Origin of the sequence: Aureimonas glaciei, assembly GCF_014643375.1 — a bacterium.
GTDB classification, from domain to species: domain Bacteria; phylum Pseudomonadota; class Alphaproteobacteria; order Rhizobiales; family Rhizobiaceae; genus Plantimonas; species Plantimonas glaciei.
In genome coordinates, this window is the sequence record NZ_BMJJ01000015.1 from 1 (window position 1) to 25,735 (window position 25,735).

General features: G+C 66.1%; 27 protein-coding genes and 4 tRNA genes. 25 read left to right on the top strand and 6 right to left on the bottom strand.

Annotated features, from left to right (window positions below; translation table 11 throughout):
- The first annotated feature begins 209 nt into the window (after positions 1 to 209).
- The 4 genes from IEX88_RS23070 (at position 210) to IEX88_RS23085 (ending at position 3,979) form a co-directional block, all read left to right on the top strand.
- Positions 210 to 971 carry an SDR family oxidoreductase gene (locus IEX88_RS23070; RefSeq protein WP_188854847.1) on the top strand — a complete coding sequence of 254 codons (762 nt, stop codon included), beginning with the start codon at positions 210 to 212 and terminating at the stop codon, positions 969 to 971.
- Positions 972 to 1,029: 58 nt separating this feature from the next.
- Positions 1,030 to 1,455 (top strand): cupin domain-containing protein, encoded by a 426-nt coding sequence (locus IEX88_RS23075; RefSeq protein ID WP_188854848.1) that lies wholly within the window; start codon positions 1,030 to 1,032, stop codon positions 1,453 to 1,455.
- Positions 1,456 to 1,536: 81 nt separating this feature from the next.
- Entirely contained in the window at positions 1,537 to 3,006 is a 1,470-nt protein-coding gene (locus IEX88_RS23080) for a mechanosensitive ion channel domain-containing protein (RefSeq protein WP_188854849.1), read from the top strand.
- 208 nt (positions 3,007 to 3,214) lie between these two features.
- Positions 3,215 to 3,979: an SDR family NAD(P)-dependent oxidoreductase gene (locus tag IEX88_RS23085; RefSeq protein ID WP_188854850.1), complete on the top strand. Its 765-nt coding sequence runs from the start codon at positions 3,215 to 3,217 to the stop codon at positions 3,977 to 3,979.
- Between the two features lie 203 nt (positions 3,980 to 4,182).
- Here IEX88_RS23085 and IEX88_RS23090 read toward each other — a convergent pair.
- Positions 4,183 to 4,258: transfer RNA gene (locus IEX88_RS23090), tRNA-Thr, on the bottom strand.
- Positions 4,259 to 4,457: 199 nt separating this feature from the next.
- Here IEX88_RS23090 and rbsK point away from each other — a divergent pair.
- The 8 genes from rbsK to IEX88_RS23130 all read left to right on the top strand — a co-directional run bounded on the left by rbsK (position 4,458) and on the right by IEX88_RS23130 (position 12,333).
- Entirely contained in the window at positions 4,458 to 5,378 is a 921-nt protein-coding gene (gene rbsK / locus IEX88_RS23095; RefSeq protein WP_210319328.1) for a ribokinase, read from the top strand.
- Between the two features lie 261 nt (positions 5,379 to 5,639).
- Complete coding sequence (locus tag IEX88_RS23100) at positions 5,640 to 6,698, top strand: sugar phosphate isomerase/epimerase family protein (protein WP_188854852.1); 1,059 nt, start codon at positions 5,640 to 5,642, stop codon at positions 6,696 to 6,698.
- Positions 6,699 to 6,767: 69 nt separating this feature from the next.
- Positions 6,768 to 7,946 carry a Gfo/Idh/MocA family protein gene (locus tag IEX88_RS23105; protein WP_188854853.1) on the top strand — a complete coding sequence of 393 codons (1,179 nt, stop codon included), beginning with the start codon at positions 6,768 to 6,770 and terminating at the stop codon, positions 7,944 to 7,946.
- A gap of 430 nt (positions 7,947 to 8,376) precedes the next feature.
- Positions 8,377 to 8,565: a hypothetical protein gene (locus IEX88_RS23110; protein WP_188854854.1), complete on the top strand. Its 189-nt coding sequence runs from the start codon at positions 8,377 to 8,379 to the stop codon at positions 8,563 to 8,565.
- 151 nt (positions 8,566 to 8,716) lie between these two features.
- Positions 8,717 to 9,124 carry a peptide-methionine (R)-S-oxide reductase MsrB gene (gene msrB / locus IEX88_RS23115; protein WP_188854855.1) on the top strand — a complete coding sequence of 136 codons (408 nt, stop codon included), beginning with the start codon at positions 8,717 to 8,719 and terminating at the stop codon, positions 9,122 to 9,124.
- A gap of 133 nt (positions 9,125 to 9,257) precedes the next feature.
- On the top strand, positions 9,258 to 9,701 hold the full coding sequence (rirA, locus tag IEX88_RS23120) for an iron-responsive transcriptional regulator RirA (RefSeq protein WP_188854856.1): 444 nt from the start codon (positions 9,258 to 9,260) through the stop codon (positions 9,699 to 9,701).
- A gap of 295 nt (positions 9,702 to 9,996) precedes the next feature.
- The gene (locus IEX88_RS23125) at positions 9,997 to 11,238 is read left to right on the top strand and encodes an aromatic ring-hydroxylating oxygenase subunit alpha (RefSeq protein ID WP_188854857.1); all 1,242 of its coding nucleotides are present in this window, start codon (positions 9,997 to 9,999) and stop codon (positions 11,236 to 11,238) included.
- A 6-nt stretch (positions 11,239 to 11,244) separates the two neighbouring features.
- Positions 11,245 to 12,333: an FAD-binding oxidoreductase gene (locus IEX88_RS23130; protein ID WP_188854858.1), complete on the top strand. Its 1,089-nt coding sequence runs from the start codon at positions 11,245 to 11,247 to the stop codon at positions 12,331 to 12,333.
- A 319-nt stretch (positions 12,334 to 12,652) separates the two neighbouring features.
- On the opposite strand, the gene IEX88_RS23135 is transcribed toward IEX88_RS23130, so the two are convergent.
- Entirely contained in the window at positions 12,653 to 13,678 is a 1,026-nt protein-coding gene (locus tag IEX88_RS23135; RefSeq protein WP_188854859.1) for a zinc ABC transporter substrate-binding protein, read from the bottom strand.
- A gap of 161 nt (positions 13,679 to 13,839) precedes the next feature.
- Here IEX88_RS23135 and IEX88_RS23140 point away from each other — a divergent pair, with 161 nt between their 5' ends.
- Genes IEX88_RS23140 through IEX88_RS23150 form a run of 3 tightly spaced genes read left to right on the top strand, consistent with a single transcriptional unit; the run spans position 13,840 to position 15,966 of the window.
- Positions 13,840 to 14,763: an ATP-binding cassette domain-containing protein gene (locus IEX88_RS23140; RefSeq protein ID WP_244640454.1), complete on the top strand. Its 924-nt coding sequence runs from the start codon at positions 13,840 to 13,842 to the stop codon at positions 14,761 to 14,763.
- Positions 14,753 to 15,574 (top strand): metal ABC transporter permease, encoded by an 822-nt coding sequence (locus IEX88_RS23145; protein WP_188854860.1) that lies wholly within the window; start codon positions 14,753 to 14,755, stop codon positions 15,572 to 15,574. Before IEX88_RS23140 ends, IEX88_RS23145 begins: the two co-directional genes overlap by 11 nt.
- Positions 15,571 to 15,966 (top strand): Fur family transcriptional regulator, encoded by a 396-nt coding sequence (locus IEX88_RS23150; protein ID WP_188854861.1) that lies wholly within the window; start codon positions 15,571 to 15,573, stop codon positions 15,964 to 15,966. Before IEX88_RS23145 ends, IEX88_RS23150 begins: the two co-directional genes overlap by 4 nt.
- Positions 15,967 to 15,978: 12 nt before the next feature.
- Here the strand turns inward: IEX88_RS23150 and IEX88_RS23155 are convergent, their stop codons facing one another.
- Positions 15,979 to 16,659, bottom strand: coding sequence for a DUF1007 family protein (locus IEX88_RS23155; RefSeq protein ID WP_188854862.1), 681 nt, complete (start codon positions 16,657 to 16,659; stop codon positions 15,979 to 15,981).
- Positions 16,660 to 16,840: 181 nt separating this feature from the next.
- Positions 16,841 to 17,701, bottom strand: a complete 861-nt coding sequence (locus IEX88_RS23160) for a TrmH family RNA methyltransferase (protein WP_188854863.1) — start codon at positions 17,699 to 17,701, stop codon at positions 16,841 to 16,843.
- A 186-nt stretch (positions 17,702 to 17,887) separates the two neighbouring features.
- Here IEX88_RS23160 and IEX88_RS23165 point away from each other — a divergent pair.
- The 3 genes from IEX88_RS23165 to tuf all read left to right on the top strand — a co-directional run bounded on the left by IEX88_RS23165 (position 17,888) and on the right by tuf (position 19,404).
- Positions 17,888 to 17,971 (top strand) — tRNA-Tyr (locus IEX88_RS23165).
- Between the two features lie 58 nt (positions 17,972 to 18,029).
- Positions 18,030 to 18,103 (top strand) — tRNA-Gly (locus IEX88_RS23170).
- A gap of 125 nt (positions 18,104 to 18,228) precedes the next feature.
- A complete protein-coding gene (gene tuf, locus IEX88_RS23175; protein ID WP_188854864.1) occupies positions 18,229 to 19,404 on the top strand; it encodes an elongation factor Tu in 1,176 nt (391 codons plus the stop codon).
- Between the two features lie 180 nt (positions 19,405 to 19,584).
- Here tuf and IEX88_RS23180 read toward each other — a convergent pair whose 3' ends face one another.
- Both IEX88_RS23180 and IEX88_RS23185 read right to left on the bottom strand, forming a co-directional pair.
- Positions 19,585 to 20,328 (bottom strand): hypothetical protein, encoded by a 744-nt coding sequence (locus IEX88_RS23180; protein ID WP_188854865.1) that lies wholly within the window; start codon positions 20,326 to 20,328, stop codon positions 19,585 to 19,587.
- A gap of 109 nt (positions 20,329 to 20,437) precedes the next feature.
- Complete coding sequence (locus IEX88_RS23185) at positions 20,438 to 21,400, bottom strand: hypothetical protein (protein WP_188854866.1); 963 nt, start codon at positions 21,398 to 21,400, stop codon at positions 20,438 to 20,440.
- A gap of 238 nt (positions 21,401 to 21,638) precedes the next feature.
- On the opposite strand from IEX88_RS23185, the gene IEX88_RS23190 reads away from it, so the two are divergent.
- The 7 genes from IEX88_RS23190 to rplA all read left to right on the top strand — a co-directional run bounded on the left by IEX88_RS23190 (position 21,639) and on the right by rplA (position 25,726).
- The gene (locus tag IEX88_RS23190; RefSeq protein WP_244640455.1) at positions 21,639 to 22,334 is read left to right on the top strand and encodes a glycosyltransferase family protein; all 696 of its coding nucleotides are present in this window, start codon (positions 21,639 to 21,641) and stop codon (positions 22,332 to 22,334) included.
- Positions 22,335 to 22,369: 35 nt separating this feature from the next.
- Positions 22,370 to 23,248, top strand: a complete 879-nt coding sequence (locus tag IEX88_RS23195; RefSeq protein WP_188854868.1) for a 3-deoxy-manno-octulosonate cytidylyltransferase — start codon at positions 22,370 to 22,372, stop codon at positions 23,246 to 23,248.
- Between the two features lie 70 nt (positions 23,249 to 23,318).
- Positions 23,319 to 23,394, top strand: a tRNA-Trp gene (locus IEX88_RS23200).
- Between the two features lie 240 nt (positions 23,395 to 23,634).
- Entirely contained in the window at positions 23,635 to 23,835 is a 201-nt protein-coding gene (gene secE / locus IEX88_RS23205) for a preprotein translocase subunit SecE (protein WP_188854869.1), read from the top strand.
- A 22-nt stretch (positions 23,836 to 23,857) separates the two neighbouring features.
- Positions 23,858 to 24,388, top strand: a complete 531-nt coding sequence (nusG, locus tag IEX88_RS23210) for a transcription termination/antitermination protein NusG (RefSeq protein ID WP_188854870.1) — start codon at positions 23,858 to 23,860, stop codon at positions 24,386 to 24,388.
- Positions 24,389 to 24,594: 206 nt separating this feature from the next.
- Complete coding sequence (gene rplK / locus IEX88_RS23215; RefSeq protein ID WP_188854871.1) at positions 24,595 to 25,023, top strand: 50S ribosomal protein L11; 429 nt, start codon at positions 24,595 to 24,597, stop codon at positions 25,021 to 25,023.
- A 4-nt stretch (positions 25,024 to 25,027) separates the two neighbouring features.
- The gene (gene rplA, locus IEX88_RS23220; protein WP_188854872.1) at positions 25,028 to 25,726 is read left to right on the top strand and encodes a 50S ribosomal protein L1; all 699 of its coding nucleotides are present in this window, start codon (positions 25,028 to 25,030) and stop codon (positions 25,724 to 25,726) included.
- The last annotated feature ends 9 nt before the right edge of the window (positions 25,727 to 25,735 follow it).

Here is a 25,735-nt window from a genome sequence, read left to right on the forward strand (position 1 = left end):
ACAGGAAAGGGCCCGATCGGGCCCTTTCCTGTGTCGTGCCCTCTCGGACGCGTGGCCTGGTTTTACTCCGCCACACTGGCCTGGAATTGCTCCGCCGTTGACACAGGACGCCCGCGACGGCCGGCAGGCGGTCACACGGCGACTGCCAACAGACCAATCCCAAAATCTGAAACGTGTCCGCCTTGAACGGCGGCAACTGGAGCACTCCCATGAAGATCGTCATCATCGGCGGAACCGGGCTGATCGGCTCGAAGACCGTCACGCGCCTTCGCGACCGCGGTCACGAGGTGATTGCCGCCTCGCCGAACACCGGCGTCAACACCATCACGGGCGAGGGCCTCGCCGAAGCGCTCATCGGCTGTGACGTGGTGCTCGACCTCGCCAACTCGCCCTCCTTCGCCGATCAAGACGTGCTCGACTTCTTCGGCACCGCGGGCCGCAATCTTCTGGCGGCCGAGAAGGTCGCCGGCGTCAAGCACCACGTCGCGCTGTCGGTGGTCGGTACCGAGCGGCTGCAGGAGAGCGGCTATTTCCGCGGCAAGCTCCTGCAGGAAAAGCTGATCCGCGAGAGCGGCATGCCTTACACCATCGTCCACTCGACACAGTTCATGGAGTTCCTCAGCGGCATCGCCAATTCCGGCACCGTCGGCCAGGCCGTCCATCTGTCGCCTGCCTTCGTCCAGCCGATCGCCTCGGACGACGTCGCCGACGCAATGGCCGACATCGCGCTGGCCGCGCCGGCCAACGGCATCGTCGAGATCGCGGGCCCCGAGCGGGTTCGTCTCAGCGACCTCGTGCAGCGCTACCTCACCGCCACCAAGGATCCCCGTACCGTCGAGGCGGACCCGGAGGCCAAGTATTTCGGCGCCCGGCTCGACACCCTGTCGCTCGTGTCGGAGGGCAACCCGCGCCTCGGCCACGTCACCTTCGAGACGTGGTTCGCCACAGCGCCTCCAGCCCCCGCCCATTGAACCGATCGGCGTTGCAGAGTCGCGACGCCCCAACCCCGCATCCGGAAAGGACATCAGCATGATCCGTCTTCTCGCCCCCGTCCTGGCACTCGGCCTCGCCTTCGTCGCCGGCGCCAGCGCACACGATACCGAGACCGCGTACAAAGCCTCGAAGGTCACGCTCGTCTACGAGCACGAACTGCCGAACGTGCCCGGCAAGAGCATCAAGGGCGTTCTGGTCGAATACGGCCCCGGGGGCTTCTCCGCGGGCCATACGCACCCGGATTCGTCCTTCATCTACGCCACCGTCTTGGAAGGTGCGATCCGCAGCCAGGTCAACGACGGACCAGTCACCGTCTATCGCGCCGGCGAAAGCTTTTCGGAGTATCCGGGCGACCGCCACGCCGTCAGTGCGAACGACAGCGAGACGGCGCCGGCAAAACTGCTCGCGGTCTTCGTGCTCGACACCGCCGACAAAGAACTCGTCACCCCGCTTAAGCCCTGAGTGAGCAGCCGAGCCGCGCCGGCGACAGCCGGTGCGGCTCGAATTTTCGTCTCCATCGGGAGACCCGCTGAGGTCGGTGCGATGTTCTCGACAGTTTCTCCGATCGACATGCTCATCGGTATCGGCCTCGGCAGCATCGTCCTCTGGCACGTCGTGCCGGTCGGCCGTACCAAGACCCGCCTGATTGCCCAGCTGGTCCTCTTCGCGGCGATGACCCTCGTCCTCGTCGGCTACGACCTCTCTCCGGTGCGTTTCGAAGGTTTTCGCGGCAGCGGGCCGGAGGCGCTGCCGCTCCAGGCGGCGAAGCTGTTGTGGTGGCTGCATCTGGCCTGGGCGCTGATCGGCCTCGTCCGGATCTATCTCGTGCTTGAGGGCCGGCCCCGCGAAGCGCGGCTGCTGCAGGATCTGGTCGTCGGGATCGTCTATCTCGGCATGGCCTGCTCCATGCTGGCCTTCGTCTTCGGGGTGCCGATCGGAACGCTCGTGGCCACCTCCGGCGTGGTCGCGATCCTTCTCGGCCTCGCCCTGCAGAGCACGCTCGGGGACGTCTTCTCGGGCATCGCGCTGACGGTCGGCCGGCCCTACGTCATCGGCGATTGGATCCTGCTCGCCGACGGCACCGAGGGCCGAGTCGCCGCAAGCAACTGGCGCTCGACCCATCTTCGCACCGGTTCCAGCAACATCGTCGTGATTCCCAACAGCTTGCTGGCAAAACTTGCCCTGACCAATGTCAGCCGGCCGAACGAGACGCATTTCATGATGCTGCCGCTTCGCATCGCACCGACGCGCATGCCCTCGGTCATCGTCGAAGTGATGCGTGCGGCGCTCGCCAGCAGCAATGCGATCCTCCAGACCCCGGCGCCGGTGGTGGTGCTGCTGGGATTGGACGCGTCGGCTCTGGCCTTCGAGCTGCAATTCGCTGTCCGCAGCCCGTCGCAGCGGGTTGCGGCGCGAAACGAGGTGCTCGATCGCGTCTACCGTCATTGCAAGGCCGCCGGCCTTCTCCTGGCCTTGCCGCCGACCGGCGGCTTCGCCGGCAACCATCCGACCGAAGAGACGGTCCATCCGCCGACGGTCACCCCGTTGGAGCTGATCGACGCCATGCCGATCTTCGGGAGTCTCGTCACCGCGGAGAAAGCCGCGCTGGCCGCTTCGGCGGTCACCCGAAGCTTCGAGCGCGGCGAGGTCATCGTGCGCGAGGGTGAACGGCTGACGAATCTCATGATGATCCGGGCGGGGACGGTCGCCCGACAGTGCAACGGCGAGCCACGCGGTTTTCTGTCGCCGGGTGACTGCTTCGGCGAGACGGGATTGCTCACGGGGAGCGGTGAAGCCTGCACGCTGGAAGCGTTGAGCCGGGTGACGGCCTACGCCCTCGACCAGAATGCCTTTTCCGGGCTTCTCGCCGACCGGCCGGCGCTGGCCGAGGACCTGGCGCTGCACCTGTCGCAAGGCGTCGTCTCGGCTCCCAACGGCGCCAATGTCGCCGGCCACTCGGACGGTCGGGTGCAGGCTGTGCTCAGGTCGATCCAGACCGTCTTTCATCGCTAAGGGCGATGCTGGGACGGGCGGCACCGACCTAATTTCCTCTCGCCGCCGGTGCTCGATGAGGCTCGAGCTGCAGCGGCAGAGCGGTTCCTCCGGAAGGCTAAGCCGGCGCCCTCACGGCCGATCGCCGAGACCGCGGCAAGGGACATCGCTTCGACGTCTCGAAGTGGATGGGGAGGATTTCGACCTCTCTTTCAGTAAGGATTAGGCAATGAAGGAATTCTCAAACCGCCGTGTCGTCGTGATCGGTGGAAGTCGCGGCATCGGGCTCGCGGTAAGCCGCATTCTGGTGGAACGCGGTGCCCGTCTGGCGATCGGAGCGCGTGACACTGAAATCCTTGAATCGGTGAGATGCGACCTTCTTCGCACCGAAGGCGCGGAGATTCATGTCGGCAAGTGCGACATCGGTTATACCGCCTCGACATGCGACTTCGTCAAAGCTGCCGACGCGCATCTGGGCGGGATCGACGTTCTCATCAACTGCGCTTCGCGTTTCACCCGATCGGACGACGAGGACGCGTGGATCGAGGCTCTGAACGTCGATCTCCTGGGTGTAGTCCGCGCCCTCAAAGCTGCCGTGCCGATGCTGAAACGAAGCGGCAACGGCACTGTCGTCACGATGTCCTCCGTGGGCTCCCGGACCGCCCATCCGCAACGCCAGGCCTACGGCGCGGCGAAGGCCGCGCTGGAGCAGTACACCCGCGCCAGCGCGAGGCGCTACGCTCCAGACGGCATCCGGGTGAACTGCGTCGTGTCCGGCTCTGCCGACTTTCCGGGCGGGATCTGGGATGAAACGCGGAAAAACGACCCACAAGCGTACGAGGCCGCCCGACGAAGCATCCCCCTTGGCGGCTTTGCCGAACCAAGGGACATCGCCGAAGCCGTGGTGTTCCTCGCTTCGGAGCGGGCTCGCTGGATCACCGGTCAGTGTATCCTGGTAGACGGCGGCCAAGCCGCTGCCATGCTGGCGGCATAACGACCGCTCAGCACGACCGCTCCGATTGAGGCGCGGATCGGATTCTATGTCGTGGTCGATCAGCTTTGAAGACTTCACGCTGCGACTCGCGCAGGATTTCGAGTTAGCCTCGCATTCGAGGGAGCACAGAGGGGTCACGGTATGCCAGCTCGGCGAGTGACACCCTGAGGTCTGCTGAAAGCTTTGCTGCGTAAGGTTTGGCGTGGTGCCGGCTGCAGGGCTCGAACCCGCGACCCCCTGATTACAAATCAGGTGCTCTACCAACTGAGCTAAGCCGGCCTCGGCGAGGCGATAGCATAGTCGGATCGACGGTGCAGCCGAATTTTTAGAGGCTGGGCGGCGTGGGGTGGTCTCTGGGCGGCGGGACCTGTTGCACGGGACGGGCGCGGCGACCTATAGCGCGGGGACGGGGATGAACCGGCCCTGCGGCGACTGCCCTGGCTGGCTCGGACCCTCATCGCAAGAAGGGAGTGATCGCTTGGGCCCCCGTATCGGCGTCATCGGCTCGAACATGATGGATCTCGTCACCTATGGCGCGCGCATGCCCCGTCGCGGGGAAACGCTGGCGGCCGATTCCTTTGCCATCGGCCATGGCGGCAAGGGCGCCAACCAGGCGATCGCGGCGGCCCGCCTCGGCTCGGACGTCGTCATGGTGACGAAGGTCGGGGACGACAGCTTCGCCGACCAGCAGATCCAGAATTTCCGCGCCAATGGCGTCTCCACCGCGCATGTCGGGCGCGTCGCGGGCGTCTCCTCGGGCGTCGCGCCGATCTTCGTCGACCATGCGGGCGAAAACGCCATCCTCATCGTCAAGGGTGCCAACGATCACCTCGCGCCAGCCGACGTCGACGCGGCGGCCGAGGCGCTGTCGACCTGCCGGCTGATCCTGTTGCAGATGGAGGTGCCGGCCGAGACCGTCTATCACGCCATCGCCTTCGGCAGAGCGAGGGGCATCGAGGTCCTGCTCAATCCGGCGCCCGCGGCCGCCGACCTCGACGTCGAGAAAATCCGCGACGCCGACTTTCTCGTGCCGAACGAGACGGAGCTGGCGATCCTGTCCGGCATGCCGGTGTCGGGCGCGGCCGAGGTCGAGGCGGCGGCCCGCAGCCTGATCGCCAAGGGCATCAAGACCGTCATCGTCACCATGGGCAGTCGCGGCGCGCTGCTGGTGACGGCCGAGGCGGTGCGGCCCGTGGCCCCGGTGAAGGTGGACCCGGTCGATACGACCGGCGCCGGCGACGCCTTCATCGGCGCTTTCGCGCACTTCTACGCCGGTGGCGACAGCGTCGAGGCGGCGCTTGGCCAGGCCGCGCGCTATGCCGCGCTGTCGATCACGCGGCGCGGCACGCAGGCCAGCTATCTCACCGCCGAGGCGTTTCGGGCCGCCGCGGCAGACTGAAGCGGCGGGGGATGGCCGGCCTCGTCGGCTGAAGCTGGCCGGACACGGGGGAGCGCGCTGGCCGCCGCCATGCGGCAAGCGTGCGGGGCGCCGGCCGGGCCGCCTGGATGCCAGCCGCGCGACGCACTTGCTTCCCAGGCAGAGAAGAAATCGCCGACGCGCTTCATATTGCCGGTGAGCCCGACTAAGCTCCGCCCGATGCGCGGGGAGAACGAACCGGTTGGGAGGCCGGGGCCCGCGCCGAATTGAAACGGGAGGGTCATGATGAAGACGATGAAGGGGCCAGGTATCTTTCTCGCCCAGTTCGCAGGCGATGCGGCACCGTTCGGCAGCCTGGCGGAGATCGCCGGCTGGGCGGCCGATCTCGGCTACAAAGGCGTGCAGATCCCGACCTGGGACGCGCGCCTCTTCGATCTGAGCAAAGCCGGCACGTCGAAGGACTATTGCGACGAGATCGCCGGCGTCTGCCGCGAGGCCGGCGTCGAGATCACCGATCTGTCGACGCACCTGCAGGGCCAGCTTGTCGCCGTCCATCCCGGCTTCGACGACGCCTTCGACGGCTTTGCCGCGCCGGAAGTGCGGGGCAATCCCAAGGCGCGGCAGGCCTGGGCGGTCGAGCAGCTGAAGCTCGCGGCGAAGGCGTCGGCGCATTTCGGCTTCAAGAGCCACGTCACCTTTTCCGGCGCGCTCGCCTGGCCCTATCTCTATCCCTGGCCGCAGCGGCCGGCCGGCCTCGTCGAGACGGCGTTCGACGAACTGGCCCGGCGCTGGACGCCGATCCTCGACGCCTTCGACGAAGCCGGCTGCGACGTCGGCTACGAGATCCATCCCGGCGAGGACCTGTTCGACGGGGCGACCTTCGAGATGTTCCTCGAGCGGACCGGCCACCATCCGCGCTGCCAGATCAACTATGATCCCTCGCACTTCGTGCTGCAGCAGCTCGACTACCTCGACTTCATCGACATCTACCACGAGCGGATCTGCGCCTTTCACGTCAAGGACGCCGAGTTCAACCCGACCGGCCGTCAGGGCGTCTATTCCGGCTACCAGCCCTGGGTGAAGCGGGCTGGGCGCTTCCGTTCGCTCGGCGACGGGCAGGTGGATTTCGCCGGGATCTTCTCGAAGCTCGCCGAATACGACTACGATTCCTGGGCCGTGCTGGAATGGGAATGCTGCCTGAAATCGCCGGCGCAGGGCGCCGCCGAGGGCGCGCCCTTCATCGCCAGCCACATCATCGAGGTGACCGACAAGGCTTTTGACGATTTCGCCACCGGCGGAACCGACGAGGCGGCGAACCGGCGGATGCTGGGCATCGACTGACGGGGCTACGGCGGAAACAAATCCCATGAGCGCCGCCAGAGCGCCGGGGAGCATGACGGGGAGAATAACATGAGCATCGAGGGACGCAGCGAGCGAGGCGGGAAGCGCATCCGGCTCGGCATGGTCGGCGGCGGGCAGGGCGCCTTCATCGGCGGCGTGCACCGCATCGCGGCGCGGATCGACGACCGGTTCGAGCTGGTGGCGGGGGCGCTGTCGTCCGATCCCGAGCGGGCAAGGGCGTCGGCGCGGGAGATTGGGCTCACCGACGAGCGCAGCTATGGCAGCTACGCGGAAATGGCCGAACGCGAGGCGGCGCGGCCGGACGGCATCGAGGCCGTGGCGATCGTTACCCCCAACGCCACGCATTTTCCGGTCGCCCGCGCCTTCCTGGCCCGGGGCGTGCACGTCATCTGCGACAAGCCGGTGACCACCACGCTCGCCGATGCGCGGGAGCTGGCGCGGCTGATCGAGGCGAGCGGCAAGGTTTTTGTCCTCACCCACAACTATTCCGGCTATCCGATGATCCGGCAGGCCCGGGAGATGGTGGCGGGCGGCGTGCTCGGTGAGATCCGACTGGTGCAGGCGGAATATGTCCAGGACTGGCTGACCGGCCGCACCGAGGACTCGGGCTCCAAGCAGGCAGGGTGGCGCGTCGATCCGGCACAGGCCGGGGCCGTCGGCTCGATCGGCGACATCGGCACCCATGCCTTTCACCTCGGCAGTTTCGTCAGCGGGCTCGAGGCGGAGGAGCTCGCGGCCGATCTCCACACCTTCGTCGACGGTCGAAGACTCGACGATAACGCCCACATCATGCTGCGTTATCGCGGCGGCGCCCGTGGCACGCTCTGGTGCAGCCAGGTCGCGCCGGGCAACGAGAACGGGCTGAAGCTGCGCGTCTATGGCACGAAGGGCGGGCTGGAATGGAGCCAGGAAAACCCGAACCTTCTCTGGTACACGCCCCTTAGCGAACAGAAGCGGCTGGTGACGCGCAACGGCGCCGGTGCCGGCCCTTCCGCAGCCCGAGTCTCGCGCATTCCGGCCGGGCATCCCGAGGGCTATCTCGAAGGCTTTGCCACCATCTACGCCGAGGCTGCCGCGGCGATCCGGGCCTGCGATGCTGGTGAGGCCCTGCCGCCGGAGGTGCTCTATCCGACCATCGCCGACGGCATCGCGGGCCTCGCCTTTATCGAGGCGGCCGTCCGGTCGTCGCAGTCGGGAAGCGCCTGGACGCCAGTCGAAGCCGGGTAGGGCGCCGCACGGTAAGGCGACCTGTGGCCGGCCCGCCCGAAGGGCACAGGCCCGTTCGGCCGGCCGGCCGACCAGGCGTGGCGCGCCGTCACGATGGCTCATAAGGCGTCCTCCATGCCTCGCACGCCGAAGGGGTAAGCCCCGGCCATCCCAGGCGCTTTCCGCAGCGAAGCTCGCCTCCTGGATCCGGAAAACCTGTCAAGGTGATGATATCGAAGGCTTTCGAGATCGTCGCAGGCGGAGGTGCCTCGACGGGGGTTTTCCGTCTCCGCCGAGATCTCTCTCCGCCCGCCGCGGCTTCGTGATCGCCTCCCGGGGAACGCTCCCTGCCGAATTCTGTTGTGATTTCAAGGCCGGACACAAGGTGTCGGGCCGCAATCAGGCGGTAGGTCGAGGATGCCCGCCGCGGGAATGAAAGGGAGGACGGGACATGTCGGATCAAGAGACGGAACGCACCGACGGCGGCCACGATGCCAAGGGCGGCGTGCGCGCACCGGAAGATTCGGTCGGCAAGGCCGTCGGCTATTCGGACGAAGACCCGGCGGAAAGGGTCAGCGGCGCCGACGGGCTGCGGCCCCGCCAGCCGGACCAGGGAACGCCCGGTGCACCGCGCCGGTAAGATAGACCGGCGGGATCGACGGGCCTTGGCCGCCTGATCGAGGGAGAGGGTCCGGCAGCGGGCTCTCTTCCCACCGTTTGCGGCCGCGGCCTTTGTGTCCCATATCAGGGCAACAGTGGCCTTCCGGGCCCGATCGAGCGGAGAGACTTTTATGGACGTCCAGACCTACCCCGTGACCCGAACCGACGCCGAGTGGCGCGCTTTGCTGACGCCGGAGCAGTACCGCGTGATGCGGGCCCATGGCACCGAGCGGCCGGGAAGCTGCGCCCTGAATTACGAGAAGCGCGACGGGACCTTCACCTGTGCCGGCTGCGATCAGGAGCTCTTCACCTCGACGCGCAAATTCGAGAGCGGCACCGGCTGGCCGAGCTTCAACGATCCGCTTCCGGGCGCGATCGCCACGACCGTCGACCGGACGCTGGGCATGGTACGGACCGAATGCCATTGCGCGCGCTGCGGCAGCCATCTCGGCCATGTCTTCGACGACGGTCCGCCGCCGACGCATCTGCGCTATTGCATCAACGGGGTGGCCATGAACTTTCAGCCGGTCGCCGACTGAGGCGAACGGACACCCGGTGCACACGAAATGCGGCGCCGCGTAAATGAGGGCTTCATTTAACTTGGAATTCTTCTAAGGTGAATGCGGGAGTCGCCTTTCGGCGGCTTCCGACACGAACCTGGGAACGATGACCATGCGCCTGACCCGTCAGACGAACCATGCGATCCGGATGCTGATGTATTGCGCGGTCAACCCTGGCAAGCTCAGCCGCGTGGGAGACATCGCCGCCGCGTATTCGCTGTCCGAGCTGTTCCTTTTCAAGATCCTCCAGCCGCTCGTCATGGCGGGCCTCGTCGAGACGGTCCGGGGCCGCAATGGCGGCATTCGTCTGGCCAAGCCCGCCGAGCAGATCACCTTGCGGGCCGTGGTCGAGGTGACGGAGGAGAGCTTCGCCCTCGCGGAATGCTTCGAGACCGGTGCTACCGATTGCCCGCTGATCGACAGCTGCGCGTTGAATGCCGCCCTGCACAGGGCGCTCGACGCCTTTCTCGGTGTCCTCGGCAACTACACGATTGCCGACCTGTCCAGCCAAACCTCCGTCATGCGCCACCGTCTGGGACTTGCCGAGGTCGCCTGAGCGGCTGGCACTCTCTTTCACGCCGTAATTTTGCCCGCGATGTCGGGAAAATGCAGCCCGGTCGCGCGATGTCGTAGACAGCGACGAAGCTGTCGCTTTTACCGGCTCGAACGCAGCGGTGCAGTGCTGTTATCCGCTTGTCTTTCAGGCCAGATCCGGCCGGGAGGGCGAGGATGACCGGATCCCCGCCGAGCGTCGCAGGTCCATGACGATTTGCGACAGATCGGGCGGGTTCACTCCCCCGGGGAGCGAGGCCGGCGCAGGTGTGACTCCCTTTGGCGATGTGGAGATTGGCATGAACGTTCGCGATGAGATGCTGGCAAAGCTCCAGCGGCGTAAACCCGGCTACAGCCTGGAGCAGGCGTTCTACAGCGATCCCGACTACTACCAGCTGGATCTCGAGACGATCTGGTATCGCGACTGGTTGTTCATGGGCCACGATTGCGAGCTGCCCAAGCCCGGCAGCTACATGACCGCGCAGGTCGGCGCCTATCCCGTGCTGATCGTGCGCGACGCCCAGAAGAACGTCCGCGCCTTCCACAATGCCTGCCGTCATCGCGGTTCGCGCATCTGCTCGGCGGAGAAGGGCACGGCGGCGAAGCTCGTCTGCCCCTATCACCAGTGGACCTACGAGCTCGACGGGCGCCTCCTGTTCGCCCGCGACATGGGTGCCGATTTCAAGCCGACCGAGTTCGGCCTGAAGCCGATCCACTGCGAGACCGTCGGCGGCTACATCTTCGTCAATCTCTCCGAGATCGCGCCGGACTTCTCGCCCGTCCGCGAGATGGTCGAGCCCTATTTCGCGCCGCACACGCTGTCGGAGACCAAGGTCGCCTTCGAGATGACCATCGTCGAGAAGGGCAACTGGAAGCTCACCTGGGAGAACAACCGGGAGTGCTACCACTGCGCCGGCAGCCATCCCGAGCTCTGCCGCACCTTCCCGGAAGCGCCTGGTGTGACGGGCGTCGACGCGATGGAGGAGCCGGAGATCGCCGAACACTGGCAGCGCTGCGAGGCTGCAGGCCTGCCGAGCCAGTTCAAGATCTCGCCCGACGGCCAGTTCCGCGCCGCGCGCATGCCGCTGCTGCGCGATGCCGTCAGCTTCACCATGTCCGGCAAGGCCGCTTCGAAGAAGCCGCTGTCGCCGAACGTGTTGACGCCGCAGATCGGCACCATGCTGCTCTTCCACTACCCGACCACCTGGAACCACATCCTCGGCGACCACGCCTCGTCCTTCCGCGTGCTGCCGCTCGGCCCGAACGAGACGCAGGTGACGACGAAGTGGCTGGTGCACAAGGATGCCGTCGAGGGCGTCGACTACACCATCGATGAGCTGACGAAGGTCTGGATCGCCACCAACGATCAGGATCGGCGCATCATCGAGGAGAACCAGTTCGGCATCAATTCGCCCGCCTACACGCCCGGCCCCTACTCGCCGGTGCACGAGGGCGGCGTGTTGCAGTTCGTCGACTGGTACTGCAACTTCATGGAAACGCGCCTTCGGGGTGCGAGCATGCCGCATCTGAAGGTTGCCTGATCCCTCATGACTCCAGCACCGCGACACAAGCATCTCGACGAGATGCGTCCCTGGAACGACCAGGTCCAGGTTCTCGAATGCGTCGCGGTGTTGCCGGAGACCCCGGATGTCATGACGTTCTCGTTCCAGACGCCGGATGAATCCTGGTTCCGCTATCATCCCGGCCAATTCATCACGCTGGAGCTGCCGATCCCCGGCGCGCCGATGCTGCGGACCTATACGCTGTCCTCCAGCCCGTCGCGGCCGCTGTCGGTTTCGGTGACGGTGAAGGCGCAGGCCGGCAGCGTCGCCAGCCGCTGGATGTTCGACAATGTCCGGGAGGGCGTGCGGCTGAAGGCCTATGGCCCGGCCGGCATCTTCACCTTCCACAACCATCCGGCCGAGCGCTATCTCTTCATCTCGGCCGGATCCGGCATCACGCCGATGATGTCGATGACGCGTTGGCTCTACGACTACGCCCGCCACACCGACATCAAGTTCATCCACTGCGCGCGCAGCCCGACCGACATCATCTTCCGCGCCGAGCTTGAGCGCATGGCGGCGCGGGTGAATGACATCGAGCTCGCCTGGATCGTCGAGCGCGCCGATCCCTTCGATGCCTGGACGGGCTACAAGGGCCGCATCAACAGCCTGATGCTGGAACTCATCGCCAGCGACTATCAGGAGCGGGAGATCTTCTGCTGCGGCCCGGCCGTCTTCATGCAGGCCGTGCGCGACATCCTGAACGCCGCCGCTTTCGACATGACGCACTACCACGAGGAAAGCTTCGCCGCGCCGCTGGCCGAAGATCTCGGTCTGGTCGGCATCGACGACGTCATTCCAGAGGAAGGCAAGGGCGCGCGCGTCGTCTTCGCCACGTCCGGCCTCGAAGCCGCCTGCACCGAGACCGACACCATCCTGCAGGTCGCCAAGGGCCTCGGTCTCAACATCCCGAGCGCCTGCCAGTTCGGCGTCTGCGGCACCTGCAAGACGAAGAAGATCTCCGGCGAAGTGCACATGGTGCACAATGGCGGCATCCGCGACGACGAGGTCGAGGAAGGCTACATCCTCGCCTGCTGCTCCAAGCCGATCGGCCGGGTGGAAGTGGAAGCCTGAGCGGCGGGAGTCGTGTCGATGTCCGCGTGAGAAGCATCCGCCGCCGCAGCAAAACCCACAGGGCTGGCCTTGTCATCAACGCACGAGACGTCCGCACACCCCGAGAGATAGTCATTCTCGGGGCTTGACCCGAGAACCTATGCCGCGAGCATTCCGTAGCCGCTCGGGGTCAGATCGACTGTCGTCCGGGACGATGGTTCGGCGCCTCGGCATGGGTCGTCGGGTCAAGCCCGACGATGACTAGGATCAGTGATAGTGGCCGGGTTCAAGCCGTCAGACACGGGCTGACAACCTCCCTCGGCCCTCAGCCCTCACTCCATCAGCCCTGCGGCGTCAGGCAGTCCGTCAGCGCCGTCGTCAGGCCGTCGATCAGCTGGAAATAGAGCTCCGGGCCGTCCTCCAACGCGGCGCCCTCGGGATCCAGCACGCCCGTGCGGGCCTCGCTGCCCTCGGTGACGACCGTGACGAGTTTCGGCTCGAACTGCGGCTCCGCGAAGACGCAGGTGGCGCCGAGGCTGCGGACCTTCTCCTGGATCTCGGCGATACGCTGGACGCCCGGAATGGATTCGGGGCTGACCGTGATGGAGCCGGCGGCGGTGACGCCGAAACGGTTCTCGAAATACTGGTAGGCATCGTGGAAGACGATGAAGGGTTTTCCGGCGACCGGCGCCAGCGCCGCCTTCGTCGAGGCGGTCAGGCTATCCAGCCGGGCGGAGACTTTCGCGGCATTGGCCGCATAGGCCGCGGCGTCGGCCGGATCGGCCTCGGAGAGAGTCGCGGCGATGACGGCGACCATTGCCTTGGCGTTCACCGGGTCGAGCCAGAAATGCATGTCGATCTCGTCGTGCCCGTGCCCGGCGTGGGCCGCGTGCCCTTCGTGCTCGGTCGCCGCTTCATGGTCGTGCCCGGCGTGGTCGTGTCCGGCTGCCGCCTCGGCTTCATGAGATCCAGCGGCCTCTTCGGCACCGTGCTCATGCGCGTCGAAGCTGCCGCCTTCTCGCAAGGGGAGGTGGAGGAGGCCCGGCGCGTCGACGAGTTCCACCGATTTCGCCTTGGCGCCCAGTGTCTCGATCGGCTTGACGAGAAAGGCCTCCAGATCGTCGCCGGCCCAGAAGACGATGTCGGCCGCTTCCAGATCCGCGGCGTTGGACGGCTTCATCGCATAGGTATGCGGCGAGGCGCCGCCGTCGACGATCAGGCTGGGCTCGCCGACGCCCTGCATGACCGCGGCGACGAGCGAATGGATTGGCTTGATCGACGCGACCACGCGGGGCTCGGCCGAGGCGGGGACGGACAGCCCGATGAGGGAGACGGTGGCGATCAGCATGGCGTTGAGGAGCCGCATGGCGAGGTTCTCCGGCGTTTGAACATGTAACGATATTACAGGACCTTGCGTCATGCTATAACGTTGACAATATTGGCGAGCAAGCCTGGCCCGTCGATTTCCCGACTGAGCCGCCGGCAAGGCGCGGGACGGCTGCGCTGCACAGGACGACAGGGGCCGGGTTGACCAGAGATCTGCTTATCGAACTCGAGGGTGCCGGCATCAGCCGTGCCGGACGTTGGTTGGTGCGGGGTGTCGACCTCAGCGTGCGGCGGGGCGAGATCGTCACGCTCATCGGTCCCAACGGCTCGGGCAAGAGCACGACGGCGAAGATGGCGATCGGCCTGATGAAGCCGGACGAGGGCCGTGCCACGCGGCGCGACGCGCTTGCCGTCGGCTATGTCCCGCAAAAACTGTCGGTCGACTGGACGCTGCCGCTGACGGTCGAGCGGCTGATGTCTCTGACCGCCCGGCTTGCGGCGGCCGAGATCGATGCGGCACTTGCCAGCGTCGGCATAGCGCATCTCAAGAAGGCCGAGGTGCAGCATCTCTCCGGCGGCGAGTTCCAGCGGGCCCTGCTCGCCCGGGCGCTCGCCCGCAAGCCCGACCTCCTCGTGCTCGACGAGCCGGTGCAGGGCGTCGATTTCACCGGCGAGACGCAGCTCTACGATCTGATCGGCGAGATTCGCGATCGCACCGGCTGCGGTGTCCTCCTGATCTCGCACGATTTGCATGTGGTGATGGCGCAGACCGACACGGTCGTCTGCCTCAACGGCCATGTCTGCTGCCGCGGCACGCCGGAAAAGGTCGCGGCCAGCCCGGAATATCTGAAACTGTTCGGCGCGCGGGCGGCCGGGACGCTCGCGGTCTACCGGCATCACCACGACCACACGCATCTGCCGGACGGGCGCGTGGAGCATGCCGACGGGACGCTGACCGACCATTGCCATGCCGGCGACGGCCATCACGATCACCACGGCAACGCGCACGACCATAGCGGCCACGCGCACGAGCCGGCGGGGAGCGTGACGCCGGGCGAGTCCGCTTCGACTCTCCTGGAGCCGCGCGCGGCCGCAACTGCCGGGAGCCACGTCCATGCTGGATGATTTTTTCGTCCGCGCCGTGCTCGCCGGCATCGGCCTGGCGCTGACGACCGGACCGCTCGGCTGTTTCGTCGTCTGGCGCAAGATGGCCTATTTCGGCGACACCATGGCGCATTCGGCGCTGCTCGGCATCGCCCTGTCGCTCGTCCTCGACATCGACATGATGATCGGCGTCTTCGTCGTGGCGGCCGTGGTGTCGCTGTCGCTGATCGTCCTACAGCGCAAGGGGACGCTGTCGACCGACGCCCTGCTCGGCATCCTGTCGCATGCGACGCTGGCGCTCGGCCTCGTCCTCGTCGCCTTCATGACCTGGGTCAGGATCGACCTGATGGGCTTTCTCTTCGGCGACATCCTGGCAGTGTCGAAAACCGATCTCGTCGCCATCTACGCCGGCGGCGCGCTGGTTCTCGGCGTGCTGGCCTTCCTGTGGCGGCCCCTCCTGGCGGCGACGGTCAGCCCGGAGATCGCCGAGGCCGAGGGCATGCGGCCCGAGCGCTCGCGGCTGGTGTTCATGCTGCTGATGGCGCTGGTCATCGCCATTGCGATGAAGATCGTCGGCATCCTCCTGATCACCGCGATGCTGATCATTCCCGCGGCGACCGCCCGGCGTTTTGCCGCGACGCCGGAGCGCATGGCGGTGACGGCGGCCCTTCTCGGCGCGCTGTCGGCCGTCGGCGGCCTGTTCGGCTCGCTGGAGTTCGACACGCCGTCCGGCCCGTCGATCGTCGTCGCTGCGCTCGGCCTCTTTCTCCTCAGCCTCATTCCGTTCAAGATGACCGCGGCCACCGACGGCCGCCTGCCGAAGGCACGATGACCATGACGCCCACGCTGACGAAGAACCAGAACCTCGTGCTCGGCGCCCTCGAAAAGGCCGAGGGGCCGCTCAGCGCCTACACCATCCTCGACACCCTGCGCGATGACGGCCTGAGGGCGCCGTTGCAGGTCTACCGGGCGCTCGACAAGCTGCTCGTCTACGGTCTGGTGCACCGGCTGGAGAGCCTCAACGCCTTCGTCGCCTGCGCCCATCCGCACTGCCACGCCTCCTCGATGATGGCCTTCGCCATCTGCGAGAAATGCGGCAGCGTGTCGGAGTTTTCCGATGAAGGGGTCGAAGAGCGCCTGACGGGCTGGGCACGCGACAACCGGTTCAAGTCGTCGAAGACGACGATCGAGATCAAGGGCGTCTGCATGGCCTGCGCCGCCTGAGTCGGGGGATTCTCAGCCCTGCCGGCAGTCGACGCTGAATTTCGTCGACAGCACCTCGGAGAACTTGATCCCGTCCTCCGGCACCGTCTCGTCGGTGCCGAGCGCCGAAATCGTCGCCATCCAGGATTTCGCCGCCTCGTCCGGCGTCGGTACCGATTCGCCGGTCTTGCAGTCTCCCGGCAGCCCCTTCGTCAGGAAGGCGCCGGTCTCGGCGAAATCGAAGGCGACGAAGTAGGTGTTGTCGAAATTCGAGAAGGTGGTCGACTGACCCGTCAGCAGCACCGGTTTCTCCGGGGTCAGGGCGAAGGAGAATTTCAGCTGGCCGCGCTTCGCGTCGTAGGCGACGTCGAGCGCCGGGGGCGCGGTCATGGCGATGTCGCCGGCACCCTGGCGCACGAAGGTGTAGTAGGACCATTCCTTGATCGAGGAGCCGACCTGCTTGCCGACGGCGGCGAGTTCGTCAGGGTCGAGCGTGCCGTTGGCGTTCTCGTCGAAGTCGACGACGACGCTCGAGGAGAACAGTTCGTCCATCCACCAGCTGTTGTGAAGGGCGAGAAGGTGACCGTCCGGGGTCGCGCTGACCGTCATCGTGGCGCTGGCAAATACATGCGGATGCGCCGCGGCAGGGGCGGCGGCCCCGAGCAGCAGACCGATCGCCAAGAGTGCTTTGACCGATCCTGGGTGTGAACGCATTCTGCCTCTCCGCTGTGCCAGGCTGTCCCAGCCTGCCAGCATGGCGAAATTACGGGCGGCGGCGCACCGGCGGCGCCGTTCGCTCCCGATGGGGCCCGCAGGCGGACCGCCCGAGCAGGCCTGTCGCCCGCCTTGCGGCCGCCGGAAGTTCGCCAGGGGTTTTGGACCCGGCCTCGGACCGTCAGGCGAGAAAGCGGCGTGCGGCGTAGAGCGCGACGGCCGCGGCGTTGGAGACGTTCAGCGAACGGATTTCGCCCGGCACTTCGAGACGCGCCAAAACGTCAACGGTGTCGCGCGTCTTCTGCCGGAGGCCCTTGCCCTCGGCGCCGAGGACGAGCGCGATCTTCTCGCCAGCGAACGCCGTTTCGAGCGCGGCGCCGCCGTCGGAGTCGAGACCGACGGTCTGGAAGCCACGCTTCTTCAGCGTGCCGAGCGCGTCGGCGAGATTGACTACCTGGATATAGGGGACGAGCTCCAGCGCGCCCGAGGCGGCCTTGGCGAGGACGCCCGATTCTTGCGGCGAATGGCGCGACGTCGTGACGATGGCACCAGCGCCGAAAGCGGCGGCCGAGCGCAGGATGGCGCCGACATTGTGCGGATCGGTGACCTGGTCGAGCACGAGCACCAGGACCGAATCGCCGAGCTCGGCGAGGGCATGGCCGCCGAGAGGATCCGCCTCCAGCATCACGCCCTGGTGCACGGCATCGCTGCCGAGCTCGACGTCGAGCGCGCGCGGCTCGACGATTTCCATCGGGCAGGGCGCATCGGTATCGCCGAGCTCCAGCCGCTGCAGCGCGTTGCGGGTGACGAGCAGGCGGTGCAGCCGGCGATCGGGGTTCTTCAGCGCGGCCGCCACAGTGTGCAGCCCGTAGAGCCTCACCCGGTCTTCCGGCCCTGGCCGACCGGGATGGGACGGCCGCGAGGCGGAGGCGGGGTGCGCTCCCGTCTCCGGCTTGCCGCCCGCCTTGGCATCGCGAAAACTGCGGCGCAGCGTGGCGAAGTGGCTGTCTTTGGGGGTGTGGCTCTTGGAATCTTTGCTCATGAGCCTGTCTAGCGATACCGGACCCTCGGCTCAATCTTATTCGCGCACCATCTGCACCTTCTGCCGCGGCAACGATTGACAGGGCCGGGAAGGCTCTGCATAACGCCGCCCGGAAGACGAAGCCGCTTCGGTGGTTTCTTCGTCTCCCATCGGCGCCGAGAGCTCTTGTCTTTCGGTGGCGGTTATGGAGGGATGCCCGAGTGGTTAAAGGGGACGGACTGTAAATCCGTTGGTTCGCCTACGTTGGTTCAAATCCAACTCCCTCCACCATAACCTGCCGGCTGCCCGCCGGATCTGAATGCCGGCACCACTCTGCCGGACCTGGCATGCGGGTATAGCTCAGTGGTAGAGCAGCAGCCTTCCAAGCTGAATATGCGGGTTCGATTCCCGCTACCCGCTCCAGCCACTCACCCCCTGACGCGATAGTTGGCCAGGAACCCGCGTGATTTGTCGCGGGCGCTTGTGTTTCTCCGGCCAAGTCTCTATGTCGCGGCCTCATTCGCAAATGTTCTTCAAGGGTACCCGGAATGGCCAAGAGCAAATTCGAGCGCAACAAGCCGCATGTGAACATCGGCACGATCGGTCACGTCGACCACGGCAAGACGAGCCTGACGGCGGCGATCACGAAGTACTTCGGCGAGTACAAGCGCTACGACCAGATCGATGCGGCGCCGGAAGAGAAGGCGCGCGGCATCACGATCTCGACGGCGCACGTCGAGTATGAGACGCCTAACCGCCACTACGCCCACGTCGACTGCCCGGGCCATGCCGACTACGTCAAGAACATGATCACCGGTGCCGCCCAGATGGACGGCGCGATCCTGGTCTGCTCGGCGGCCGACGGCCCGATGCCGCAGACCCGCGAGCACATCCTGCTCGCCCGTCAGGTCGGCGTTCCCGCGATCGTGGTGTTCCTGAACAAGGTCGACCAGGTCGACGACGAGGAGCTCCTGGAGCTCGTCGAGCTCGAAGTTCGCGAGCTCCTGTCGATGTACGAATATCCGGGCGACGACATCCCGATCGTCAAGGGTTCGGCCCTGGCCGCTCTGGAGGACTCGAACAAGGTCATCGGCGAAGACGCCGTGCGCGCCCTGATGGCCGCCGTCGACGAGTACATCCCGACGCCCGAGCGTCCGATCAACATGCCCTTCCTGATGCCGATCGAAGACGTGTTCTCGATCTCGGGCCGCGGCACGGTCGTCACCGGCCGCGTCGAGCGCGGCATCGTCAAGGTCGGCGAGGAAGTCGAGATCGTCGGCATCCGCGACACCAAGAAGACGACGGTCACCGGCGTCGAGATGTTCCGCAAGCTGCTCGACCAGGGCCAGGCCGGCGACAACATCGGCGCACTCGTTCGCGGCGTCGACCGCGAGGGCGTCGAGCGCGGCCAGGTGCTGTGCAAGCCGGGCACCGTGAAGCCGCACACGCGCTTCATGGCCGAGGCCTACATCCTGACGAAGGAAGAGGGTGGCCGTCACACGCCGTTCTTCACCAACTACCGGCCGCAGTTCTACTTCCGCACGACGGATGTGACCGGCGTCGTCACGCTGCCCGAGGGCACCGAGATGGTCATGCCCGGCGACAACGTCACCATGGACGTCAAGCTGATCGTGCCGATCGCGATGGAAGACAAGCTGCGCTTCGCCATCCGCGAAGGCGGCCGCACCGTCGGCGCCGGCATCGTGTCGTCGATCCTCGAGTAGTCGCTGCTCGTCAGAAAGAACCGAAGAGCGGGTCCGCAAGGGCCCGCTTTTTTTTGGCCTCGGCCTCGCGCTGTTTTCGACCGAGGCAGGGAAGGCTCGCCGTGACGAGCTCGCTCGCTTGGCGGACGCGCGGCGCCGGGGCAAACATCATCGATCGCGTACAGGCGGCAGGCTGTCGGCTCAGCGAGCGGGAAGCTGCCGATCCGGCGTCCACAGGGCAAGACCGCTGTCGCGGGCGAGGTCGGTCTCGGTCGTGAACAGCCGCGGATGGTCGCGCAAACGATCGAGGATGAAGCTGTCCTCGTCCGTCTGGCGGCGGACACGGCCCAGGTCGTCGTAGGAATGGCCGACCTTGGAGAGCGAGATGCCCGCCACCACGATCTGCGGCACCCCCAGCAGCAGGCCGTAGCAGATCGCCGCGACGCCATTGGTCACCTTGCCGAGGTCGCCGATCGCCTCGACGGAGGAGCCGCTGACATGCGTCACCATCGCTTCCCGGTCGCGCCGGCGCAGCGCCGCGATCCGGCCGATGTGATCGTGTGGTTTCGGCGTGACCAGCAGGCGCAGAAAGATCTCGGGAGCCGTGTGGATCCACAGGAGGCCCCGCGTGTCGAGATGCGGATGCTCCGTCCAGGATTTCTTCTTGGCGCGGATGGTGAGGTCGGCGCGTCCGAGGCCCATGGCGGCGGCCGAGCGACCGGCGTTGTTGATGTCGATCCGGGCGAAGCCGCGCCGGAGCGTCTCGGGCACCGTCGGATCGGGCGCCGAACCGAAGACGAGCCAAGGGCGATCGCGAATGCCGAGACGGTCGAGAAACCGACCCTGGCGGCCAACGAAGCGGTCCCGGGCGAATGGGCCGGCATCCCGGTCGTCTGCGGCCTCGACCGAGCCGGTCGCTGAGCCGGGGTGGCTGTTCTCAGGCATGGGCGGCGTCACTTCGTAAGGAACAAGGGCGCCGACGAACACCGGCGGTGGCTTCTGGCATGCGGATCTGGAACGGACAAGGCGGGCAGGGTCGGCGGAGGGCAAGGGGTCAGCCATTTCCCGCCAGACCGGCCGGGACGCCCGGCATGTCCGGCACCTGCGGCACCTGCGGCACCTGCGGATAGCGCGCGTCGACCGCGCGCTTGGCATCTCCGTACTGGTCGGAGTTTTTCACCGCCCAGCCCTTGGCCATCCAGATCACCGCCTCCCCGGAGAAGTCGAAATCCGACAGCGGGTCGGGCATGTCCGCGACCTGCAACTCCCGCCGGTGCTTCATCGTGCGCATCAGATAGAAGAGGACGATCTGGTCCAGGTGATACAGGGGCCGGATGGCAAAGATCGCGGCGATCGCTCGTCCCACTGCGGAGACGTAGCGGCGGCCCGCCGGCGTCGGGTTGAAGCCGACGGCACCGGCGCGCAGACGGCGGCTGACGCTGCTCTCGGTCGGGCGCTGGATCAGAACCGCATCGCCCCTGGCCTGTGCGGCGGCGTAGGCCGGCCAGATCGGCTTGACCGCGATGGCATCCACGTCGATGCACAAGACCGGCACCTTCGCCTCACGCATCACGGCGGCGGCGATCAGAAAGCGCGCGGAAGCGAGGTAGACTGTTCGATAGCGCAGGCCCTCGGCGAGGCGGCAGTCGTCCACCGTCCAGGTCAACTGGACATGGGTCAAAAGTGCCGGCAGCCCGCCGATGTGCCGGAGGGTCGCGGCGCTGGGTCGGCAGAGATGCAGATGCACCTGCTGGCGCTCGCCCTGGTCCTCGATCGACAGCAGCAGTGTGATCGCAAAACGCCAGTAGTAGAGATCGTCGCAGGCCGCGAGGATGACGCCGCCGGTGGAGCCGGGGTAGGAGCCGGTCACGCCGGCCTCGAAGGTCGCAAAGGCGTCGCTGCCGAACCGTTCGCTGCGCAGGGCGCTTTGCGTCCGGCGCCAGATCCGGAATTTCTGCCAGGTCGAGTGGCGCTTTTGCGCAATGATCTCCGGCCGGGCCGTCAAGACTTCTTCCATCAATTGCGGTTCTCCACCCGTTCCCGCCTGCCGACCGGGCCCTCTTGCCCGGGGCGGGACCTCGTCGTGCTAGCTGATAAACCGGCTTGAGGCCATTTCCCAATTGCCCTAATGAGTCAGCCGTCCGCCGGAAGCACTGTCTTGTCGGCGTCTTGTCAACCGGTCCGCATCCCCTGCACCCGCCGGCGGAGCAGATGCGGAAACGGTCCAGCGCCGATCGTGCATGGGAGATGCCACCTTGACCATCGATACCGCCCGCGTCTTCATCGGCTTCGACTCCAAAGAGGTCGTCGCGTACCACGTGCTGGCCCAGAGCGTCATCGAGCACGCCACGATGCCGGTATCGTTCACACCGATCGTGCTGCCGCACCTCGAAAAGACATTCACGCGCGAGCGCAACCCTTTACAAACGACGGAATTTTCCTTCTCCCGTTTCCTGGTTCCGGCTCTCAGCGACTTCCAGGGCTGGAGCCTGTTCATGGACTGCGACATGCTGATGCGCGCGGACATCGCCGAGCTCTGGGCGCTGCGCGACGATCGCTACGCGGTGATGTGCGTCAAGCACGACTACCAGCCGAAGGTCGAGACGAAATTCCTCGGTCAGACGCAGACGAAGTACGAGAAGAAGAACTGGTCGAGCTTCGTCCTGTTCAACAACGCCAAATGCCGGGCGCTGACCACCGACTACGTCAACACCGCCACCGGGCTGGAGCTTCACCAGTTCAAGTGGCTCGGCGACGACAATCTGATCGGCGAAGTGCCGGCGAGCTGGAACTGGCTGGTCAACGAATACGACCACGACCCGGAAGCCAAGAACATCCATTTCACCGATGGCGGTCCGTATTTCGACGAGTATCGCAACGACGACTATGCCGACGAGTGGTTCGCCATGCGCGAGCGGACGCTGCACGTGCAACAGCGCGGCGAGGCGTGAGCCAAGGGCCGGCCACGGCCGCGGGAGACGCAGGCGTGTCTGACGCCGGAAAAGGGCAGGAGGGCGTCTCGCTGCCGGCGGACGCCGAGGGCTGGGCCGCCTTCTTCGGCCGCTACCGCGACATCGTGCTGGTCGCCAACAGCGACAAGGTCGACATGGCGGCGCTGGTCGAGCAGTTCGGCCCGGACGCGCTCTTCGTCTTCTTCAACAAGGTCTACAAGGTGCTTTCCGCCCCGTTCGGTGGCGCGGCGCTGCTGGTCGCGCGCAGCAGCGAAGCCGGGGCGAACATCGTCTACCGGCGCGAGGTCGAGACGGTTGCCGGCTATTTCCAGGCTCCCGGGTTTGCCGGGATTTTGAACCTGAAAGCGGCGGACCGCGAGCGCTTCAGCGCGGCGGGCGAGTTTGGCAGCCGCAGCGTCGGATTTCTCGACCTGTCGCACCATTTCGTCGGCTTCTATCCTGAGGGCCGTCTGCCCAGCAGCGGATTTGCCCTCGCCGTCTGGCTGGCGGAACGCCGACTCCCCGGCCGGGTCACGCTGGCGGGATTTTCCGGGCAGCGCGGCGAAGACCGAAAGCTCTTTCGCATCCATGACTGGATCTTCGAGCAGATCGTGCAGCGACTCCTGGTGCAGGCAGGCCGGATCAACACCGTCGGCGAGGCTGCCCCGGCCGGAAATCTGGCCCGCATCGCCGACCGTTTTCCCGAGGTCGAGGCCCGCGACATCGTCCTCGTGGCTTCCGACATCCTGGCTGCCCGGCTGGACGAAGCCGACACCGTCATCGACGGTCTTCTCTCGGCCACCCGCTGGCAACGCATGCTGCGACGCGCCTTCCGGCGGCTGAAGCCGAAGACGCGCAAGCAAAAACTAGCCGACTCCAAAGTTGGCGCGGGAGAAGGGGCTGCGCGCCGGTGAACCGATCGCGGGCCTGATTGTCGCTTGCCAATTCCTCCGGCTTTGATTATGCGGTGTCTTGCCAAAGCGAAGGGGCATAGCTCAGTTGGTAGAGCGGCGGTCTCCAAAACCGCAGGTCGTCGGTTCGAGCCCGGCTGCCCCTGCCAGGCAAACCCAGCATCGGGATCTGACGATCCCCAAATGGGGTGATGGCGTGGCCACCGGTGTCGAGATTTTGTCTCCGCCGTGATCGGTGCGGACAAAAGCCGACCCAGCCAAGATTAACATTTGACCTTCTCCAGGGCTTGTGAATCGGTTGGCGGGCGGATATGTAGAGCCCAATATCTGAAACAGTGGCGCGAGAGGCTGATGGTCAGCTTCTACGCGCCTATGGTTGTGAGCGTTGTATGGCTTCCAAGACCAGCCCTTTCGCCTTCCTGCAGCAGGTCAAGGCGGAGACTGCCAAGGTCACCTGGCCCTCACGGCGTGAGACGGTGATTTCGACGATCATGGTGCTGGTGATGGTGGCGTTTGCCTCCGTTTTCTTCTTCCTGGCCGACCTTGCTTTCGGCTATGCGATGAGCCTGATCCAAGGCGCGAGCTTCTGACATTCGGAGACATTGAAATTTCATGACGGCTCGCTGGTACATCGTTCAGGCCTACTCGAATTTTGAGAAGAAGGTGGCTGAATCGATCGAGGAACAAGCCCGGCAGAAGGGTCTGTCCGACAAGTTCGAAAAGATCCTGGTGCCGACGGAGAAGGTCGTCGAGGTCAGGCGTGGCCGCAAGGTGGACGCGGAGCGGAAGTTTTTCCCCGGCTACGTCCTGGTCAAGGCCGAGTTGACCGACGAGGTCTTCTCGATGATCAAGAACACGCCGAAGGTGACCGGGTTCCTCGGTCCCGACAATCGGCCGGTGGCGATCTCCGAGAACGAGGCCAATCAGATCCTGATGCAGGTTCAGGAGGGCGTCGAGCGTCCCAAGACGACCATCTCGTTCGACATCGGCGAGCAGGTCCGCGTCTCGGACGGTCCTTTCGCCTCGTTCAACGGAACGGTGCAGGAAGTCGATCAGGAACGCGCCCGCCTCAAGGTGGAAGTGTCGATCTTCGGGCGTGCGACGCCGGTCGATCTGGAATTCAGTCAGGTCGAAAAGGTCTGATCGAAGGAGACGAGCACCGTGGGCTGCCTGGCAGCGCGCGGTGTCCGCGCAGGCGGGCGTTCTCCACAAAGCGTGCGGGAGGCAGGGCCGGTTTAGCCGCCGGAACGAGCCGCACCGCGCAACTGCGATAGCGTCGCCCAGGCGACCCGCCGCTTCCGCTCCGTCCCCGACGAGAGCGAAGGGCGCAACGACAAAGGCAGAAACGTATGGCTAAAAAAATTGCAGGCCAGCTGAAGCTCCAGGTCAAGGCGGCGTCCGCGACGCCGTCCCCGCCGATCGGACCGGCGCTGGGTCAGCGCGGCATCAACATCATGGAATTCTGCAAGGCGTTCAACGCCCAGACGCAGGAAATGGAGAAGGGTTCGCCCGTCCCCGTCGTGATCACCTACTACGTCGACAAGTCCTTCACCTTCGTGATGAAGACGGCCCCGGTCAGCTTCTTCCTGAAGAAGGCCGCCGGCCTGACAGCCGGCTCCAAGGAGCCCGGCAAGGTCAATGCCGGCTCGGTGACGCGCGAGCAGGTTCGCGAGATCGCGACCGCCAAGCTCAAGGACCTCAACGCAAACGACATCGACTCGGCCATGCTGATGATCGAAGGTTCGGCCCGTTCCATGGGCCTGGAAGTGGTGGGCTGAGACCATGGCAAAAGCTGGCAAGCGTATCGCCAACGCACGCACCGGAATCGACCGCGAGAAGCTCTACGGCCTCTCCGAGGCGCTGAAGATGCTGAAAGAGCGGGCCACCGCCAAGTTCGACGAGACCATCGAGATCGCGATGAACCTCGGCGTCGATCCCCGCCACGCCGACCAGATGGTCCGCGGCGTCGTCAACCTGCCGAACGGCACCGGCCGCACCGTGCGCGTCGCGGTCTTCGCGCGCGGCGACAAGGCTGAAGAAGCCCGTGCCGCCGGCGCCGACATCGTCGGCGCGGAAGATCTCGTCGAGCAGGTCCAGGCCGGCAACATCGACTTCGATCGTGCCATCGCGACCCCGGATATGATGGGCCTCGTCGGCCGCCTCGGCAAGGTTCTCGGCCCCCGCGGCCTGATGCCGAACCCGCGTGTCGGCACGGTCACGCCCGACGTCGCCGCCGCCGTCAAGGCATCCAAGGGCGGTGCCGTCGAGTTCCGCGTCGAGAAGGCCGGCATCGTGCATGCCGGCGTCGGCAAGGTCTCGTTCGAGCTCGACGCTCTGGCCGAGAACATCCGCGCCTTCGCCGATGCCGTCCAGAAGGCCAAGCCGTCGGGCGCCAAGGGCAACTACCTGCAGCGCATCTCGGTCACCTCGACCATGGGACCGGGCGTCAAGGTCGAACTGTCGAGCATCCAGGCCTCCTAAGGCTTTCGC

Bases quoted from the DNA above. Each gene is read 5' to 3' on its own strand.
- rplA (WP_188854872.1), top strand. From the start codon at position 25,028: ATGGCAAAAGCTGGCAAGCGTATCGCCAACGCACGCACCGGAATCGAC.
- IEX88_RS23105 (WP_188854853.1), top strand. From the start codon at position 6,768: ATGAGCATCGAGGGACGCAGCGAGCGAGGCGGGAAGCGCATCCGGCTC.
- rplK (WP_188854871.1), top strand. From the start codon at position 24,595: ATGGCTAAAAAAATTGCAGGCCAGCTGAAGCTCCAGGTCAAGGCGGCG.
- tuf (WP_188854864.1), top strand. From the start codon at position 18,229: ATGGCCAAGAGCAAATTCGAGCGCAACAAGCCGCATGTGAACATCGGC.
- IEX88_RS23185 (WP_188854866.1), bottom strand. From the start codon at position 21,400: ATGGAAGAAGTCTTGACGGCCCGGCCGGAGATCATTGCGCAAAAGCGC.
- IEX88_RS23100 (WP_188854852.1), top strand. From the start codon at position 5,640: ATGATGAAGACGATGAAGGGGCCAGGTATCTTTCTCGCCCAGTTCGCA.
- IEX88_RS23160 (WP_188854863.1), bottom strand. From the start codon at position 17,701: ATGAGCAAAGATTCCAAGAGCCACACCCCCAAAGACAGCCACTTCGCC.
- IEX88_RS23135 (WP_188854859.1), bottom strand. From the start codon at position 13,678: ATGCGGCTCCTCAACGCCATGCTGATCGCCACCGTCTCCCTCATCGGG.
- IEX88_RS23155 (WP_188854862.1), bottom strand. From the start codon at position 16,659: ATGCGTTCACACCCAGGATCGGTCAAAGCACTCTTGGCGATCGGTCTG.
- rirA (WP_188854856.1), top strand. From the start codon at position 9,258: ATGCGCCTGACCCGTCAGACGAACCATGCGATCCGGATGCTGATGTAT.
- IEX88_RS23130 (WP_188854858.1), top strand. From the start codon at position 11,245: ATGACTCCAGCACCGCGACACAAGCATCTCGACGAGATGCGTCCCTGG.
- secE (WP_188854869.1), top strand. From the start codon at position 23,635: ATGGCTTCCAAGACCAGCCCTTTCGCCTTCCTGCAGCAGGTCAAGGCG.
- IEX88_RS23110 (WP_188854854.1), top strand. From the start codon at position 8,377: ATGTCGGATCAAGAGACGGAACGCACCGACGGCGGCCACGATGCCAAG.
- IEX88_RS23150 (WP_188854861.1), top strand. From the start codon at position 15,571: ATGACCATGACGCCCACGCTGACGAAGAACCAGAACCTCGTGCTCGGC.
- IEX88_RS23070 (WP_188854847.1), top strand. From the start codon at position 210: ATGAAGATCGTCATCATCGGCGGAACCGGGCTGATCGGCTCGAAGACC.
- IEX88_RS23075 (WP_188854848.1), top strand. From the start codon at position 1,030: ATGATCCGTCTTCTCGCCCCCGTCCTGGCACTCGGCCTCGCCTTCGTC.
- IEX88_RS23145 (WP_188854860.1), top strand. From the start codon at position 14,753: ATGCTGGATGATTTTTTCGTCCGCGCCGTGCTCGCCGGCATCGGCCTG.
- IEX88_RS23180 (WP_188854865.1), bottom strand. From the start codon at position 20,328: ATGCCTGAGAACAGCCACCCCGGCTCAGCGACCGGCTCGGTCGAGGCC.
- nusG (WP_188854870.1), top strand. From the start codon at position 23,858: ATGACGGCTCGCTGGTACATCGTTCAGGCCTACTCGAATTTTGAGAAG.
- IEX88_RS23125 (WP_188854857.1), top strand. From the start codon at position 9,997: ATGAACGTTCGCGATGAGATGCTGGCAAAGCTCCAGCGGCGTAAACCC.
- IEX88_RS23080 (WP_188854849.1), top strand. From the start codon at position 1,537: ATGTTCTCGACAGTTTCTCCGATCGACATGCTCATCGGTATCGGCCTC.
- msrB (WP_188854855.1), top strand. From the start codon at position 8,717: ATGGACGTCCAGACCTACCCCGTGACCCGAACCGACGCCGAGTGGCGC.
- IEX88_RS23085 (WP_188854850.1), top strand. From the start codon at position 3,215: ATGAAGGAATTCTCAAACCGCCGTGTCGTCGTGATCGGTGGAAGTCGC.